The 16,516-nt window shown below is 53.0% G+C and carries 15 protein-coding genes and 1 pseudogene; 7 read left to right on the top strand and 9 right to left on the bottom strand.

The window, feature by feature from the left end:
* Positions 1-145 precede the first annotated feature (145 nt).
* A complete protein-coding gene (locus IMW75_RS20065) occupies positions 146-562 on the bottom strand; it encodes a hypothetical protein (RefSeq protein ID WP_205893540.1) in 417 nt (138 codons plus the stop codon).
* Between the two features lie 861 nt (positions 563-1,423).
* Positions 1,424-2,908: pseudogene (istA, locus tag IMW75_RS20055) on the bottom strand (IS21 family transposase).
* A 586-nt stretch (positions 2,909-3,494) separates the two neighbouring features.
* Between istA and IMW75_RS20050 the strand changes: the two are divergent.
* The 3 genes from IMW75_RS20050 (at position 3,495) to IMW75_RS20040 (ending at position 6,086) form a co-directional block, all read left to right on the top strand.
* Positions 3,495-3,797, top strand: a complete 303-nt coding sequence (locus tag IMW75_RS20050) for a hypothetical protein (RefSeq protein ID WP_205893539.1) — start codon at positions 3,495-3,497, stop codon at positions 3,795-3,797.
* A 141-nt stretch (positions 3,798-3,938) separates the two neighbouring features.
* Positions 3,939-4,913, top strand: coding sequence for a hypothetical protein (locus tag IMW75_RS20045; RefSeq protein WP_205893538.1), 975 nt, complete (start codon positions 3,939-3,941; stop codon positions 4,911-4,913).
* Between the two features lie 546 nt (positions 4,914-5,459).
* Positions 5,460-6,086: a thioredoxin fold domain-containing protein gene (locus tag IMW75_RS20040; protein ID WP_205893537.1), complete on the top strand. Its 627-nt coding sequence runs from the start codon at positions 5,460-5,462 to the stop codon at positions 6,084-6,086.
* Between the two features lie 200 nt (positions 6,087-6,286).
* Here IMW75_RS20040 and IMW75_RS20035 read toward each other — a convergent pair whose 3' ends face one another.
* A complete protein-coding gene (locus IMW75_RS20035; RefSeq protein ID WP_205893536.1) occupies positions 6,287-7,360 on the bottom strand; it encodes a hypothetical protein in 1,074 nt (357 codons plus the stop codon).
* A gap of 1,135 nt (positions 7,361-8,495) precedes the next feature.
* Between IMW75_RS20035 and IMW75_RS20030 the strand changes: the two genes are divergently transcribed.
* Complete coding sequence (locus IMW75_RS20030) at positions 8,496-9,122, top strand: recombinase family protein (protein WP_205893535.1); 627 nt, start codon at positions 8,496-8,498, stop codon at positions 9,120-9,122.
* A complete protein-coding gene (locus tag IMW75_RS20025; RefSeq protein WP_205893534.1) occupies positions 9,122-9,679 on the top strand; it encodes a hypothetical protein in 558 nt (185 codons plus the stop codon). Before IMW75_RS20030 ends, IMW75_RS20025 begins: the two co-directional genes overlap by 1 nt.
* A gap of 853 nt (positions 9,680-10,532) precedes the next feature.
* Here the strand turns inward: IMW75_RS20025 and IMW75_RS20020 are convergent.
* The 4 genes from IMW75_RS20020 to IMW75_RS20005 all read right to left on the bottom strand — a co-directional run bounded on the left by IMW75_RS20020 (position 10,533) and on the right by IMW75_RS20005 (position 12,305).
* Positions 10,533-11,084 (bottom strand): hypothetical protein, encoded by a 552-nt coding sequence (locus IMW75_RS20020; protein WP_205893533.1) that lies wholly within the window; start codon positions 11,082-11,084, stop codon positions 10,533-10,535.
* Positions 11,085-11,233: 149 nt separating this feature from the next.
* Positions 11,234-11,503 carry a hypothetical protein gene (locus tag IMW75_RS20015; RefSeq protein WP_205893532.1) on the bottom strand — a complete coding sequence of 90 codons (270 nt, stop codon included), beginning with the start codon at positions 11,501-11,503 and terminating at the stop codon, positions 11,234-11,236.
* Positions 11,504-11,564: 61 nt separating this feature from the next.
* Complete coding sequence (locus tag IMW75_RS20010) at positions 11,565-11,876, bottom strand: hypothetical protein (RefSeq protein WP_205893531.1); 312 nt, start codon at positions 11,874-11,876, stop codon at positions 11,565-11,567.
* A gap of 39 nt (positions 11,877-11,915) precedes the next feature.
* Positions 11,916-12,305, bottom strand: a complete 390-nt coding sequence (locus IMW75_RS20005; protein WP_205893530.1) for a hypothetical protein — start codon at positions 12,303-12,305, stop codon at positions 11,916-11,918.
* 1,284 nt (positions 12,306-13,589) lie between these two features.
* Between IMW75_RS20005 and IMW75_RS20000 the strand changes: the two genes are divergently transcribed.
* Both IMW75_RS20000 and IMW75_RS19995 read left to right on the top strand, forming a co-directional pair.
* Complete coding sequence (locus IMW75_RS20000; RefSeq protein WP_237142303.1) at positions 13,590-14,243, top strand: site-specific integrase; 654 nt, start codon at positions 13,590-13,592, stop codon at positions 14,241-14,243.
* Entirely contained in the window at positions 14,240-14,872 is a 633-nt protein-coding gene (locus IMW75_RS19995; protein WP_205893528.1) for a hypothetical protein, read from the top strand. Before IMW75_RS20000 ends, IMW75_RS19995 begins: the two co-directional genes overlap by 4 nt.
* 264 nt (positions 14,873-15,136) lie before the next feature.
* On the opposite strand, the gene IMW75_RS19990 is transcribed toward IMW75_RS19995, so the two are convergent.
* The gene (locus IMW75_RS19990; RefSeq protein ID WP_205893527.1) at positions 15,137-16,219 is read right to left on the bottom strand and encodes an AAA family ATPase; all 1,083 of its coding nucleotides are present in this window, start codon (positions 16,217-16,219) and stop codon (positions 15,137-15,139) included.
* The gene (locus tag IMW75_RS19985; RefSeq protein ID WP_205893526.1) at positions 16,216-16,485 is read right to left on the bottom strand and encodes a hypothetical protein; all 270 of its coding nucleotides are present in this window, start codon (positions 16,483-16,485) and stop codon (positions 16,216-16,218) included. Before IMW75_RS19985 ends, IMW75_RS19990 begins: the two co-directional genes overlap by 4 nt.
* Positions 16,486-16,516 lie beyond the last annotated feature (31 nt).

Below are 16,516 nucleotides of genomic sequence, written 5' to 3'. Positions count from 1 at the left end.
CATACATGCGGTGGGGCTTGATGCGTCTCGAACCGGAGCACTGCTGCTAAACTTATCCACAATTGCTGGGACAGAAATCAGCAATCCGTCCTGGGTCAATTTTCAATCGGCAGGGTGGGTCAGTTTTCAATCAGCGCCAACACCCTTAGTGCAAGGCAAGCAGGTTGCGCAGTGCCTGATTGGGCTCAGGGGGGTTATCGAGCATCTGGAACGCAGTATCAGCATCGAGCACAGTCATGCCTTCGAAATCCACCGTGTCGGAAAGCTGGGCTGACTGATCGTGAACAACGCAGAGCAGGGAGAGTGCCTCAACTGCTTTCTTCAGCTCGAGGATATCCCGCTCCATGCCAATGAGATGCGGAACTCTAGGAGCGCGAGTGACTTTAAAACCACCTGATTGACTGCGCACAGTGCCAGCAAGAGCCTTTGCGGCGTGCCGCTCAACAATGTCATTTGCGAGCGCAGACACAGCCACAGTGCGACTGTCATCCAGTCGAACGGCGAATGGCGACTTCTTGGTTGCCGTCGGTGGCAGTGGTTTGTTTTCTGCTTGCTTGGTCACGGTGCTGCTCCTGTTGAATAACAAGAATATCACAAGCTGCTTGACACCCAGGGTTTTCTAAGGAGCCGCCGACCAGTAGCGCCGACCTTCGTCGTTTCGACGGTGCTGTGCGCCTTTTAACGGCTTGGCTTCTGGGAATCTGCGCACCGACAGGCGGCAGGCCCGCCTTTACAGACTTCATACAGGTACGAAAACCCGCATCCAACAAAAAAGGCCTACGTCTGAACGACGTAAGCCTTTGATTTGTTTGGTGGGCCCACACGGACTTGAACCGTGGACCAAAGGATTATGAGTCGCCGACTGATGCACCGAGGCCAATAAAGTCTAGGCTAGGTAGGGGAAGGGTACAATAGCTTTAACCAGTTGATTATTGGTAGGTTTGGCTAGTTTCAGCTAAGTGAGTAAAGCTGGGCACTGTACCGCTGCTGTACCTTCTCATGGGCTTGGAGAAAGCGACAATCATCGGGAGGTCGGTTGAAAACCTACCCGTTCGACCGGATAGCCTACCAGCTCGAATATACTGCGCTGCCGTTCCGGATTCTGTGGTTCCCATTCTTCGCGATTATTTTCAACAGGTATGCGTTACCGCAGCTTTTCCCCCGCCTTTGGGCTTGGAGAGGCAGCTTTAGGAAAACGCTTCTACTGGCCTTTCCTGGATTGGCCCTGGCATTCTTCCTTTCGATTTTTTGGCCTCTTACTGCGCATTCCACGCCATCCGGCCACTCAGCCCACCAACATCCGGCCACCTATTCCACGCTCATCCGGCCAGGCAGTCGGAGCGCAGCGACGCGGGTTTGCATTGTTAGTCTGAAGTCCCTGCCGTCGTCAATTTCGTTGCGCGTCTGCGCATCGATTCGCCCTTCAGTTCGATCCGATAAGCAGCGGCAGGTTTTGCTGGGCCAGCGGCAGCCGCTCCAGGCCTTGGCGCAAGATCGATTTGAGGCTTTTGTAACTGCATGCACCCAGTGCCAGCGCACGCTGGCACGCGGCTTCCAGCCGCGCTTAGCCGTGCTGTTTGCTCAGGCGCAGGATGCCCAGGCAGGCGCGGAAGCCGTGCTGCGGGTGGATTCGGCGTTCGAGGATGTAGGCGATGACGCCAGCAGTGTTGGGCCCGGTCTGCTCTGCCCAGCGGATCAGTCGCTGGGGCGTCCACTCGGCATGTTCGCGGTGGCTCTTGGGCATGTGCTCGGTTTGGGTGGTGTGGCGGCCTTTGTGCAGTGAGCGCAGATGGCTGGCCACGCGCTGATTGGCGTGGAAGCACTTGACCGTCTGCGCGGTCAGGCGCACTTCGAGTTGGTGCTTAACCAACTGGTACGGCACCGAGTAAAAGTGGCCGTCGACCTCGAAGTGGTAGTCGATATGGACTCGCAATTTTTTCCATTCGGCGTAGACGTACGGATGCTCTGGCAGCGCTTGCAGCGCCGGTTGGTCGATGCTTTCGAAGGCTGATCGGCGTGAGCCGGGCAGCTTTTTGAAGGGCTTGTGAATGAGGCGATCCAGCAGCAGTGAGATTGCGGTGTTGAGTTCGCCCAGCGAGAAAAACTGGCGGTTGCGCAGCACCGCTAGGATCCAACGCTCGACCACTTGCACGCCGACTTCGACCTTGGTTTTGTCCTTGGGTTTGCGTGAGCGAGCAGGCAATACGGCGATGCCGTAATGCTCGGCCAGGTCGCGGTAACTAGGGTTGATGTCGGGCTCGTAGCGATGCGCTTTGGTGACGCCGCTGCGCAGGTTGTCGGGCGCCAGGATCTGCGATGTGCCGCCGAGAAAAGCGAAACACCGTACGTGCGAGCCAAGCCAGTCAGGCAGCTTCTGCGACCAAGTGGCCTCGGCGAAGGTGTAGCTGGACGCGCCGAGGACAGCGACGAAGATCTGCGTTTGGCGGATCTCACCGGTTCGCCGGTCAATGACCGGCACGGTCTGCCCGGCGTAATCAACGAACAGCTTTTCTCCGGCGCGGTGTTCCTGGCACATGACCACGTCGACCTTGGCGGCCCAGAGGCGGTAGTGCTCGCAGTACCAACTGTATTGAAAGCCTTGCGGGTGAGCGAGTCGATATTCCTGCCAGAGCAGAGCCAGGGTTACGCCGGGGCGGCGCAACTCGGCATGGACATGAGCCCAGTCAGGCACCGGACGTTGATCACTGGGGACTGCTGGCGGCGGCGGAAAAAGATGTCGTTGCAACTTGGCGTCATTCAGCGCAGACGGCCAAGTTAGGCCGCTGGCAGCAAAACGATTGAGGTACTCACCGACGCTGTCTCGACCGACTTGCAAGCTGGCAGCGACTTGGCGGGCAGATAGGCCGACCTCGAATTTGAGACGTAGCACTTCTCGAATCTTACGCATGGATAAACGCTCCACGACGACCTCTCTGCTTCGATAAAAGAGGTCGATGGTAGTGAATTAATCCTGCGTTGCTGCCTGCCTTATTGGTGGCCAGATGGCCGTGGAATCCGCACTCTTACTCCAATTTCCACCCCCGGAATCTTGGAGGTTACTCCGGGGCTGTTGCCGTGCTTGAGACGCTATCAATCATTCTTAACATGTTGCCGAAAATCTGGGTCCGGGCATACATCATTGCTTTCATTCGATACCCAGGTGCTGGTCATCACTGGGCACGTCGAATGCACCGAAAGATGACCCAAAACCTAAACTAAAGCTTCATGAATTAGGCATTTTTTGGGGGTTTCCCATAGCGACCAGCTATGCGCCAAAGTGCTCGAAGGTTCCGTAGAGCCGTCCGCAGCGTATAGATGTTGAATGGCCATCATTGTCTGTGTTTAACTTACCGCTCGTGGGCTTGCATCTACCATGAAAAATCGCGGTGGATCGCCGAAAAGGATGGGACGGAGCCCGCGGAAAGGTCCGGTTTTCGCCTAATCCAAGACCGCAATCTGCTGCCACATCCATTCAGGAAGATCTAAGGAAAAATATGCTAGCCAGCTTCAATATGTCGGATGAACGGGCGATCATCGGTGGTTACAAGTCGCAAGGCTTGAAAGATGCTGACGCGATCTACTCGCAGAAGCAAATGTTGATCAAAACCTTCAAGTTTACCAAAGTGTTCGCTTGGTTTTTCATCGTAATCGGTCTGCCACTTCTAATCTTCATCATTCCAGGCATTTTGTTTATTGGTAGTGGTATTTTTATGCTATTGCGCGCCAACAAGAAGATCAGACTGATCGAACAGGCAACTGAGACATATTGCCGCGAAATCGGCGTGCAACCGGTCTAATAATTTACACCACTCTAGCGGCCCTTAGTTTTCGTATAGCTTCCAAGCCACATGCCTGCCGTGTTGCGGGCGTGTGAGCGCGGCTGCCTCTTAACTAAAAAACGTCTACGACCACTGTGACTCTTTTCAGGAATCTCTCAGATGCGCTTCAAAACGCTCTCTGTATTGGCATTGGCTATCACCCTCGCTGCCTGCTCGGACAAAGAAGACGAACACTCCAAATCCGCCGTGCATTCGCCTTCCCAGCCCATGACTCAAGCGGAAATAAACAAAGAGAAAGCCAGAAGAGTATATAACCCTACTCCCGAAGAGCGCGCTCAAGACGAAGCTGAGCGTATGCAGCGGGAGGCGAAGTTGCATGCAGATGACCCCGTAAGCTGGACGCTGCCATCGCCGAGCAGCCAGCCCGACTTCAGTCAGTACGTGACTCTAAAGTCTGGGACACAAATGCTCTATATCTACAACGGCAACAAAGAAACTCCGGACGATGCGCTGACCCTCGCCGACTCCTTTCGCTACGATCTGCGCACGCAATACGACTTGGGCGACGAAACTCTCAGCAGCTTTTTGCAGAAGTTTGCTAGCACAAACGACCAGTTTACCCAACGTGACATCGCTAAAAGCCTAGAGCCAATTTTTACCAAACATATTCGCGATAATCTCAACACCCGTTACGTCATGCTCGACATGCCACAAGCAATCCCACTGTCGCAGTATGATTTCAATAAAAAGGGATTCAGCTACGCGCCAAGTGCATTTAACGCCGTCAACACCCAAGCGGCACATGAGCAATCAAGTTCCTACGCTTACGGCCACGAGGTAAAGAACAGAGGCGACATCAAGTTCGGAGATAACTCCTCCTATGCACTAACTTTCAGCAACGGTCAACAATTCAACTTCATCCCGGTTGAAGACGAAACCGCCGCGCGAGTGCTCGAAAGCTATGTGAAGCAACGCAAACCTTACACGGTCAAGGTGTATGGCTACGTCGATTCGTTGATTCAAGGTAATGACAAAAAAACCGATCGCCAACGCACCACTGTAGTAGCTATTCAAAAGCTAGTGGTTGTAGATGCGGAACATCCGAGTACGGTGTTGGCGAACTTGAGTTACTGAGCCGTGCGCTGAAGCCTAAATCAGGCACCTGCGACGCATGCTTGTTTGAACGGGCAATCTGAGTCGCACAATACTCGGCCGCGGCTCCTGCTCTGCTACAGAGGACTTCGTATAAGACTAGTATTTGGGAGCTCTGGGGCTGGCATCACGGTGCCCCAGGTTTCGAGTCATTATATTTCTCCAACACCTTTCCTTCGATTTTATTCGACAACGTGTCATTGAAAAATGATAAAAATCGAAATTTCCGCTTTTAACAACTGACGTCCAAACACGGTTGAGTCAGCGGCGAATGCATCCATTAAAATCCGGGGATTTATGTTCGTTCCATTGATGTGCCACAGCTGGTGTGATGAAATCAAATCACTTTTGAGCTCAGCTAATTTATTCGTGCCAGCTACTGAGATGGATCTATTCAATTCCGTACTAACTTAGACAGATTCCATTGTTAATTTGAGATGCGTTTTTGCTTCGAGCTCCACTTACTACAGGTGTTTTGTTGAAGTATTCAACCTACAATTTCGGAGGCGCGACTTTCGCGCAGCATGGATGATTTTACCAAGAAGTTCGTTCCGCCTAGCTGGTCTCGGTCTTGTCGCAATTCTTAGTCTCACTTCACCGCTTGCTCAAGCTGAAGGTCTCGGCAGCTTCCTTTATGAACTGACCCAGCCACCGGTACCCAAGCCGGCCCCTCAATTTCGGTTTTATCGGGATGCTCTGAGCACGCTGACGGCGGAAGATTATATCTCCTTCAGTCCATCCAATCCCAAGGCATACGTCTATGTGTTTGCTGACGCCACCTGTCCGTTTACTCGTGAACTGCACAAGTCGGTGCAGGAGATCAACGCCCGGGGGGTTGAGGTGCGTTACCTCGCTGCGCCGTCGGGGGAACTTAATGGTCCGGCCTGGATGCTTTACAAGAACATCTGGTGCAGCGACAACCCGAAGCAGACGTTCGATGACGCTATGAAGGGTAAGCCTGTGAGGACGCAGACTTGCAGTAAAAACGACTTGCGCACACTAGGTGCTCAGGATGACGCCCGTAGAACTATTAACATTGCCAAAACCCCAACGACTTTCTTCCAAGATGGTGTTTGGTCGATAGGCTCAGAGGCCGCCAAAGGTTTACCAGAACGTGCCATCCTGGGGGCCAGAATAATGGCAAGTCAGCGCTAACTCAGCTAAGGCTTACATGCGTTAAACAGAATAAAATTTCCACATGCGGTGCTGACGCACGGCGTCGTCCACACCACTGAAAAGCTGGTACAAATGCTGGCGCCTGGAGATAACCGACAATTGCGCTGGGTGAAAGGATTGTGCGCGGCGGGTTGAGTGACAGACGCCCCAAAAAAGCCCCCATTCAATGGGGGCTTAACTTAAGTTTTTGGTGACAGTTTTCGATACATTCGACGCGCCCAATATTGACCGGCAGCGGGATATCGAATCAACGCAATAATCAGCGCCCAACCCCAGATTTTCGGAACCATAACTCCCACGGCTGTAAGCGTCATCATCACTTCAACAACCTGACTATAGGGCGTCACATTTTCGAAGTTTAATCCTGTGTATGACGCCGGGAAAATCGCCAGTAGAAAAGCCAGTATGGCCATACCAGGAATGGACAGCAAAAGGCTTGTCATAATGTTTTTATTCCAATCCCACAGGCGTGGAAAAAGAAGTGGAAGCGCATATTTGTTGAATAAAATTGCACAAAATGGAAACCACAAAGCTTGGAAAGGCCACGTATTGTTGTGGTACTGATCGTACATCCACTCGAATGGATGGATGAACTTTTGAAAGACAAACATCGGATTTTGAAATGCCTCGGTAAGGCTCAAGATTCGTGCGACCTTCTTCCACTCCCCTAAAGGTGGCATGTCTGATGCTATGTATGCCACCAAATATAGGGTGGAAAGCAGAAGCGTCAATCTCAAACTGAATTGGAAAATTCGGCCCGGCTTAAAGGCTTTCTGACTCTCTTCGATGTAGGTTTTCGCTTTCGCACGCCCGGCTAAGAATTCCGTGGCCTGGTCTTCACTAATCACACCACGCTGCACTGGTGTGGAGATCGCGGGGAAATAAATTCCTTCCTCCACTTCAGTGATGAGCTCTCGGGCAATGTTGTTGCGTGATGCCTTCCCGACTTTATTAATTTTCGTCGGATCGGAAACGCCATCAATCGATTTCTGAAATTCCCCGGAAAGGACCCCGTCCAGATAGACAGGGATCAACGACTCCCCTATAAATTTGCATTGTCCAATAGCCCCTTGGTATCCGACCATTGCTTCGGAACCAATTGCATGACCTTTCCCAACAAAAATGTTTGGTTGGTCATATTTAGTCTCGTAGGTGGTGACATGAAAAACAGAATCCATCTCAGAATTGCGGGTTGCTTCCTTAAGAGATACCCGAAACCAATCTGGGATTTCACTACCCCAGGAGTAAGTCACTGAAGTGCTTACATAGACGTCCAGATGATATTGATACGACAACTCGCAGGCACCCTGACAAGTGCCACAAGTGACTTGGCCACGATGGCATGCAGTGCATTGCAGTCGAGTGGAGCCCCCACACCTGTCGCAAGATCTCTTCCCGGTGGCTGAGCAGTAACCGCAAGGCGAGCCAGGTTTCCCTGTGCCATTGCAGCTACGACAAAAAACACCATCTTTCATACGATTGCCAGAACAGTTATTGCAAGATGAACTATGCGCGGTGTTCCCATATCCGGAGCATCCGGTACACCTAACCCTTCCGTCTGAGCAGTTGTTACACGCTACCTTGGCGGTTCCACGACAGGTTGAGCAATCGCAGGTCCCTTGCCCGGAGCAGCCATGACAGGTCTCATTGCAATAGAAATTCTGATCGTCACGCACTAACGCGAAATTTGTACCCTTCTTGAATAAATCAGATTTATCTATCAGGCGGCCTAGCATTCGATCTCGGTAGACATTTCCCGAATCGAATGACAGAGACATTTTTCGGACCGACAAAGCACGATGCAGATCGTCCTTTGAATAGGCACCAGCTGACGCTCTGCCAGCTGGTCTGGACTCAATCTTGGTGGAGTATTCCGCCGTCACCGTGTAGGTAAGATCCGCTTTGTGCGTCTGTATGTTCTTAACAGTGAATGGACCGGCTGGAGGTGCGTTGTAAGCATCCTGAACTTTGGCTTTCAGAACGTTGGTGATTGCCTGCCCTGTGATGGGGGACTGTGTGCCCATTTTCTATCCTAAATGAGTTATTCCGAGTAGTGGCATTGTGTCATCGGTAGCGTGTAGAGCTTTTACCCGAAAGTAGCGGGTTGTTCACTCGGAAAGTGAATCGACTGCCTGGATTTTTTGAGCGTGCAAGTCGCTCCTTACGCATTGCTTGACCGACGGCAGGACCGCTCAGGCCCCGCTCCACAAACGGATTGGCCCGAACTGTTCGTGCCGCTTCGGCCGCTGCAAGTAGATAAGCTCCTTTTTTGCGTATGCCTGAGCTGATACGCGCAAATTTGCGTTTATTTGCCCTTTCCGCTTGATAAGTGACACTCAAAGTGCAACAGTATTAGTGAGACACCTAAACTGATACGGGACGCACATCATGTTCATCCGCGCATACCTTCGAGCATCAACAGACGAGCAGGACGCCGGCCGCGCCCGGGCCTCTCTCGAGCAATTCGCCACGGACAACAACAAGGTCATAGCGAGTGTGTACCTGGAGAATGCCAGCGGTGCCACCGCTGACCGGCCTGAGCTGCTGCGCCTTCTCAAAGATGCGCGCAAGGGTGACGTCCTGCTGGTGGAGTCGATAGATCGCCTCTCACGGCTTCCTGTGGAGGATTGGCAGAAGCTCAAGGCTGCGATCGACTCGAAGGGCCTGCGCATCGTCGCGCTCGATCTGCCAACCAGTCACCAGGGAATGCAGGACACCAAAGGCGACGAGTTCACCGGCCGGATGCTGGGGGCGATCAACTCGATGCTGGTGGAAATGATGGCTGCTATCGCGCGCAAGGATTACGAGCAGCGCCGCGAGCGCCAGGCGCAGGGTATCGAAAAGGCGAAAGCTGCGGGTAAGTATCAAGGCCGGCCGGTCGACGCCGATCTGCACAAGCGCGTAACTGAGCTGCTCAAGGCCGGCTTGGGCATTCGAGCCACCGCACGGCACGCCGACTGCTCAACGACTACAGTGTTGCGTATCCGAGACTCTCTAATCCCCGTGAGTGCCTAATGTCCTATCAGGCGTATTCCGACTTTACAGCTCAAAGTGCGAACATTCAGACGTTGATGGCGATGTTCTCAGACTTGGACAAGTCCAACGATAGCGCGGTTAGGGTAATACCCATCGTCGTCTTCATGGCTTTCTCAATCGAGGCGTATATCAACTCCGTCGGAGCGCGGGCCATTCCTTATTGGGGCGAACTGGAACGGCTCCCTTGGAAGAAGAAGCTGGGCATCCTCCACCAAGCTGCTGGAAAAACAGCGAAATGGGGTGAAGGCGATCTGCAATTTGCGTCGTCTGTTTTTAACTTGAGAGACAACCTCGCACACGGAAAGCCCGAACGCGTTGTAGGCCCCATCTTCGAAACTTACGAGGAAGCGTACGAGCACCGGCAAATGAACAGGCTAGAACCGGTATGGTGGGCCAGTTTGAACAAAGCTTGGGCAGTGAAGGCCAGAGTGCAATTCAACGAGTTGATGAAATACGTCGCAGCTCTTCACTCCCTGCATGAGTCAGATCACTTGATGCTGGCGACTGGGGGAATGATTCACGATGATCAGAATTGACGCTGCTGCTGCCACCCTGCTGTCACGGCATTTCAGCTATCAGGGCGAATTGGCTGTAAGCCTCGAATAATATGGTGTCCCAGGGCAGGTTCGAACTGCCAGCCTTCCCCTTATGAGAGGTAATGACCAAAAACTGACTCAGTAAAGGTGAGGCGTCATCGTGTTGCTGCCTCAGCTGTGTCACCAGCCTATTTTTTTCGTCTCGATCAATGGAGCGTACCTATCGCAGGTCAACTCATACGGTCGCATCGTGAAAAGATCGTAGTAGTTGCGGGCGCCTCCACCCCCGGATACATGATTGGTGAATCCTGATTCTCGGGATTGGCTCGGTATGGTCATACAGCCTCCCAGTCCACTTGCCGGCAGAGGCCGTCGAGGCGCTTTGTTAGGTTTCAAAAGCCTGTTCGATAGAGACCAATGTTGCACATCGCACATGAATGCAGGCGGCGAATGTCTCCCGGGCCACTGAATCCCCAACTACGAATATGGTTCGAGCCGCATTGGGAGCAATAGATGCCCATCCCCGCATTTGATCGAGGATGCACGGACATGTATTCCTCCAAAGTTGGAAAATTTATGTACTTGCGATCGTTGAGGACTTTGAAGGCAAGAAAGAAAGTTGAGATAAATGGAAGGAGAACGGCCAGAATTATCCAAATGAATCCGTATCCAAATTTTCTGGCGGCCCAGTAGTGAAAGAGAAATGCGGATACATACATAACAAAAAACATTTCAGAATATTCCTTAATTTAATTGTTGGTCTGTGTTGCGCGCGCGAGCAGGTGTCCTTCCACTTGTTCGGCGCCTCCCCGCAACACCTAGGCGGCATCCGGATGCTTCGTCTACGTTCTAATCACTTCACCTCCCAGCCAGCGCTGCTGAGCTTCAAGGTCGCACGTGCTTGCTGAGGTCCTGCGTTTACCTGGAGCATCTCAGGGTAATAGAGCGGCAGTGCGGAGGTGATAATCCATGTCATTGGCTGCACGTTATATTTGTACGAAACGACGGCTTCCTTGTAGTCCCCGTTGCTCATTGGGCCATCCCATTTGACGACTTCAGTAAGCTCCTTTCTCCCCCAGCAGATATCCGGACCGATCATGAACGGCTTAGCCTTCTCACTTGGGGTATAGCGAGAGACGGGCATCCTCCAACTAGAAGTTCCAATCGACGTCTCTTCGACATTTACCAGCCCGTCTATCGTCAAACCGGCAAACGTCATTGCCCTCAGCGATTTCGATTTGAACTCCAAGACTGTTACGTCTATGGGCCACTTTTTTATGCCCAGGCATAAACTTCCTGTCGTTTCCAGGTCTTGGGATAGGGCCTTTTGAAAGTCTGATTTGTAGTTGTCGCAGCCAGCGAGAGCCAGCGAGGAAACAGCCAGCACAGCGATATGCTTCTTCATAGCGTCCCTGTTATTTCAGGTTGTTTAGAGGTGTGGCGATATCAAGTCAAAAGGCCGTCATTGATACCGACGAACCCAGAAAAATGCATGCCTATCTGGCATCCTCGATGCTAGCCTCAAGCTCAGCATTCCCCACCAAGTGAACAGCATCAGTGGCTTCCTGCACCGGTCATGCTCCGCAGGATCGCGATGCGTTGGCGATCACCCACCCCCTGCAAGGCATTGAGCCGGGCAGCGATCAGCTCGGCCTCGACAAACGAGCTGAGGTTTGGATGGTTCAGGTGCACGGGGTACGGGAAACCCTGACCAATCGCGACCAGGGCGGGGGTATCCGTGTGCCACACCGCTGCCACGGCGCCGAGGCGGTTCAATTGCGCGTCGAGGTCGCGCACCAGCTCGCTTGAAATCGTAATGAACATACCGGCTCTCCTCTTTATGGTGAGCGCGTAGGTTCAGACCAAATTGACTGTGTCACTAGCCCTATCCTAAAAGCGGCAGCAACTGATTGCCGGCATAGCCCCCTAGAACCACCGCATTGAAAAAAACGGCTTCGCGCTTCCAGGCGGACAGGCCGTTGCGCACGCCGGCATAAAAAAACAGCACGGCACCGATGAGCAGCGCGAACGACACTACCTGGGCACTGAACAGCATATCGAACGGGTTGCTGTCGGCGTTGGCCGTGGGGAGCCACGCGCCGCCGGCGGTTAGGGCAAAAACGAAGTTGCAGATTGCCACCACACCAAAACGCCAAGGCGTCAATGACAGGCCGATAACACGAATTTTCTGGGTCATGGATCACCTCCAAGGTAAAGGGGAGGCGACATCGTTTACTTAATGAGGTGTGTCACAAGCCATTTTTTCCGCTTCGATCAATTTCTCGCATTCTTCACAGATCAACTCATACGGTCGCAATGTGAACAGGTCGTAGTAATCGCGTGCGGATCCGTGCCCCATTTGGTTCTGGCAGCAAGTACAAAATATCGGCATTTCCTGATCACCTGCACCACGGAACCATCCGTTACAGAAACTGACGGCATTGAGGCCTACTGGCACAGGGAGAAGCTTCCCTCCCTCATGTCCGTGCTTGTAGCCCAGATGCTCACTCTCCTGATGTAACCACAGCGTTGTCCGCCGAAACCCCAACTCTTCCATTCGTTGGCGATAGCGCTGCTGGCGTATCGAAACGGCGCTGTGTTGAGGAGAAGGCTGCTTTGTCTTCATTGCGTGGGCACAGTCAGTTAGGGGGGCAGACTACAACAGCAGACTGCACTCGCGTTACCGCTCACGGGCTATGTAGGATTCATCCACGTCGCTCAGGGTCGCCAAGGAGTTGTATGTCACATGCCGACATAGCGGTACTCCATAAAGCTACAGATCGATCTCTGACCTTGCTACCGATTCGCCTGGTAAATACGTGCGCCTCCTCGCATGTCAGTCGCACGGATGGCGGCTCGTAAGCGGTAACGGTAAATCCTGATGACTCGATGCTGGTTCGTACCCCCGCTATGTCAGGCTCGCAAGCTCACCTGCACATAGCGGGGCCACTCGCTTCCGACTATTTCGCGCACAGAATCACTTGCATATGTTTCACGCATTTCTGCAAACGCAGATAGCGCGTTGCATCACGCAGCGTTACTGTGAGTTCGTTGACCGCCGACTGACGAGCATCAGTTCATGGCACCGCCCATGTGAAAACCGAGACGCCCACAGCCATTCTGTGCGGCTTGGCTACCTCATCAGCTGTGATAAATGGATGAGGTCAGGTATGCGGACTGAAAACCCCGTAACGAGCTGGCCGCTCGATAATTAGGTCAAATGGTGAGATCAGTCCGAACCAGCGTATATCGCAAACAGGGGCGAATAGGCGAATAGCCGCTGAGACCGACATGTCGGCCAGGTGTTCTTACAGATCTGTTGCACATGCACATGCACATGCACACGCACCATGCGTTTTTGACACCCTAATCGGTTGAAAGCTTCCAGCCGCTCAATAAGCTCCTCCTGTAAATACACAGGAGAGCGCTATGAGCCAATCCAGATTTGACCCTCTTGCCGAAACTGCTCGGTTACGCAAGATTTCCGCAGCGCGACGTAAAACCAATTATCGCCGCTCTCGACTCGACCGCTATGCCGGTGAGCTAATACAGCTGCACAAAGCCGGGGCGACCATTGCCGAATTACAGCGCTGGTTGCGAGAGCGTCGCGTGGTTGTCGTTCATGCGACCGTAGCCCGATGGATGAAGCGTCAAGTAGCTGGAGGAGCGAGCAATGGCCAAATTTGCTAGCCCTGTTAGGCAGGCCGCTGCCGTTGTGAAGCGACTTCAGGGCCGAGATGGCGTCCTAAAATCCGTTGGTACTGTCAGAAATTACCAAGCCGCCTTATCCAGAGTCGCAGAGTGGATGAGGGTGGAGCGGCTACCCGTAGGATTGCAAAGTCTCACTAGCCAACAAGCCCATCATTACTTAGAGATGCGGTCTCAGTCGGTTGGGCAAAGCGCACTGAACTTGGAGCGCCAAGCCATCCAGGCCATGTTCCAACATCTCACCCATCAGATGGCGGTGGGCCATGCACTACCCGTCGTCAAATCTGAGTTGGATCAAGCTTTGAAATCGCGCGCCTACACGCGCGAGCAGGTTGAGTTGGTCACCCTAGCGCAGATGCAACGTAATTCCTTGGCGACGGAAATCGCCTTTGCGGCGGGCCTTCGCGCGCACGAACTATTAACCCTGCGTAGAGCCCATGAGCGTATTGCTGATCCCCGGCCGGCACGTACAGAAAAATTCCAAGGCCGAGCGGGGCTGCATTACACAGTTCAGGGCAAGGGAGGCCTGATTCGCCAAGTAACCATTCCGTTAGTGTTGGCCGAGCGGCTTGAAAGCCTCCGTCTCGATATGCCCAGGCGGGTGACTGATCGGGGCATTTACTACCAGCAATATTACGACCTGGCCGGGGGGCATCGCTGGTCCGCTAGCTACAGCGCTGCCTCAACTCGGGTACTGGGTTGGTCTGCAGGCGCACATGGGCTTCGTCATAGTTATGCACAGCAAAGAATGACTGAACTCCAGCTCTTGGGATTGGAAAGAGTTGTTGCGCTTGAAACCGTCTCTCAGGAGCTCGGTCATTTTCGTCCGGAAATTACCGAGGTGTATCTACGATGAAGAAAACCTTCAGAAATATCTATGATTGGTTAGCTGAGTTGGTCACGCCGTCTGTACTCATCGGCTTTTTAATGCTCTCCGCGACAGTCCTTTTTCCGTACTTAAAGACGCGACTCCAAATCATGCGTCTCGATGTATGGGGAGGCAAGCATTGGGAAATGACCGCTTATGGGTGGGATATTTTGTGGTACGCAATGCCTCTGATGCTCCTCATTTTCGCCATCTCCGTTCTGATCGGTGCTTCAGTGGGTATCGTCATTTACGAAGCCGGAGCTGGCAGTGATTACCGAAGACGATTGGATCAAGCGAAACAACGTTACGAGAATGCTGAAAAATCCGGTCTAGAGCGAGCCAAGCAACACCTGCGAGACGATTTTGCCAGCATCAGCGCGCGTGAGAAGGAATGTAATCGATTAGTGGCTGATGCGATGAGGCAGGCGGAGGCAGATGAACAGCGGGCACAGGCGGCGGAGTGGATGCTGGCTCATACCAATGAGAAGTTGGCAAAACTCGAAGCCAGAAAATCAAATGCCCAAGGAGCGGCAGAACGACATAAACGACGTAATCGTCAAGATCCCCCAATAGATGATTACGGCGATTACAGTGGGGACCCAAGCCCTAGAAGATGAATGGTTGTCGCCTCATGTCGGCAGCGACATGAGGCGTTCAGCAGTAGGACGTTCACTAAAGCGAAAGCAGGCACAAGTTTCCCTTAGGCCCAGAAATCACGAAGCGCCAAAGGCTGCGAGTAATCATTTGACCATGAGATATTCGGCAAGAACTCGTCAGGTGGGCGATCATCATTCGTGCCCATCCCACCCATTGATGCCTACCATTTCTCGTGGGCATGATTGTGTTTTTAGGGCACGAATAGTGATGTAGTCGTTTTACTTTTACGGCATGGACCAATTAGTTGTCATATCCCTACCGAAACCTTCACGGCTGGCAATAACGTTCAGCTTTTCACGAGCAGTTCGCGTCTGCTTCGTGGTGAATCCATTCTCCGCCATCAATCTTTTAACCTCCTTACCAGAGATGGGACCGTCCCTGAGAATTCGGCGCAATGCTTCGCTAGGGTCGTCATCTGATACAGCGTCCACATCAGGGCACTCAATCTCTGCCAAAATGTCACCAGCACTACCCTCGACTAATTCTCCCCAGACCACTCGGGTGGTTTCGATATCGTTTGTCACGGTGCAAGCCTCGATGGTGTATCTGACTCCACCCTGGTCGTCGCTGATATTGGATTTTGCGCGAGCCAGAATCCTGATATCGGAGTCCGCGGATTTGGCTGCAACAAGGACAGTCCGGGCCAGCGCGCTAAACGCCTGGCTGCCTATCACTCGGTCAGCTGGAGAGGATGCACCGCTGCCTTTGCTAAAGTGGGTGATTCCAAGTACGGCGCAACTATGGGCTTCTGCAAAATCTACCACCACCTGCAATGAACGCCGAACATCGTTGGCCTTATGCATGTCCCCACGTACCAAACTAACCATAGGATCGAGCAAAAGCAGGGATACCCCTCCAATACGCGCTGAAGCTTCGCGCAGGAGATCAAAGTTGGTCGCGGGATCGAACGTATCCCGCTCGCCAACGGCGCTGATCCGGCCATTGATGAAATGAACGCGTGTCAAATCTGCACCTGCTGCTATTAGCCGAGGGACAAGGGTGTCTGCGTGGTCGTCTTCGCTGCTCCATATCAATGCATTACCGCACTCGTTACAACGACTACCGTCCGGCCAATTTCCCCCTCTCGTCAAGCAGCTGATTAGCCCAATAGCCAGAGTTGTTTTGCCTGATCCGCCGGCCCCGGCCAAAATGGTGAGTTTTCCTTTCGCTAGCCATTGAGGCCACAGCCAACTGATGGACTTCGGCGTGATGGATGCAGCAGACGCGAGCTCCGCACTCCAGAGCTGGGGAGTGGGTTTTCCATCAATGGCAGGATGGATATCACCCAGTCTCAAGATAGAGGTCATACGGCCACCTCGCCTGCCAATAACAGTGCAAGATCCGCAGCGCGATAATAGTTGCGACGGCCGATTCTGACGCGTGTAGCGTTGATCGTGTCAGCGAATTGGCCAGGCTGAGTAAGGCTCCACCGCAAGCCCTGTTCGCTGCGGTGAAGTACCCCCGCAAGGTGTACAGCGGTGAGGAGTGGACCGAACTGTTCGGTAAGCTTCCGCTCCATTTTTTCTACCGACTCTTTCTGCTCAGGGGTTGATGGCTGATTGAACTGCTTCATTGAGATATCTCGGGCTGATGTCTCAATAGTT

Source organism: Pseudomonas gregormendelii (assembly GCF_017114825.1).
Taxonomy (GTDB): Bacteria; Pseudomonadota; Gammaproteobacteria; order Pseudomonadales; family Pseudomonadaceae; genus Aquipseudomonas; species Aquipseudomonas gregormendelii.
This window is presented reverse-complemented; position numbering and strand designations above follow the sequence as displayed.

Bases quoted from the DNA above. Each gene is read 5' to 3' on its own strand.
- IMW75_RS20050 (WP_205893539.1), top strand. From the start codon at position 3,495: ATGCTAGCCAGCTTCAATATGTCGGATGAACGGGCGATCATCGGTGGT.
- IMW75_RS20045 (WP_205893538.1), top strand. From the start codon at position 3,939: ATGCGCTTCAAAACGCTCTCTGTATTGGCATTGGCTATCACCCTCGCT.
- IMW75_RS20040 (WP_205893537.1), top strand. From the start codon at position 5,460: ATGATTTTACCAAGAAGTTCGTTCCGCCTAGCTGGTCTCGGTCTTGTC.
- IMW75_RS20030 (WP_205893535.1), top strand. From the start codon at position 8,496: ATGTTCATCCGCGCATACCTTCGAGCATCAACAGACGAGCAGGACGCC.
- IMW75_RS20025 (WP_205893534.1), top strand. From the start codon at position 9,122: ATGTCCTATCAGGCGTATTCCGACTTTACAGCTCAAAGTGCGAACATT.
- IMW75_RS20020 (WP_205893533.1), bottom strand. From the start codon at position 11,084: ATGAAGAAGCATATCGCTGTGCTGGCTGTTTCCTCGCTGGCTCTCGCT.
- IMW75_RS20015 (WP_205893532.1), bottom strand. From the start codon at position 11,503: ATGTTCATTACGATTTCAAGCGAGCTGGTGCGCGACCTCGACGCGCAA.
- IMW75_RS20010 (WP_205893531.1), bottom strand. From the start codon at position 11,876: ATGACCCAGAAAATTCGTGTTATCGGCCTGTCATTGACGCCTTGGCGT.
- IMW75_RS20005 (WP_205893530.1), bottom strand. From the start codon at position 12,305: ATGAAGACAAAGCAGCCTTCTCCTCAACACAGCGCCGTTTCGATACGC.
- IMW75_RS19995 (WP_205893528.1), top strand. From the start codon at position 14,240: ATGAAGAAAACCTTCAGAAATATCTATGATTGGTTAGCTGAGTTGGTC.
- IMW75_RS19990 (WP_205893527.1), bottom strand. From the start codon at position 16,219: ATGACCTCTATCTTGAGACTGGGTGATATCCATCCTGCCATTGATGGA.
- IMW75_RS19985 (WP_205893526.1), bottom strand. From the start codon at position 16,485: ATGAAGCAGTTCAATCAGCCATCAACCCCTGAGCAGAAAGAGTCGGTA.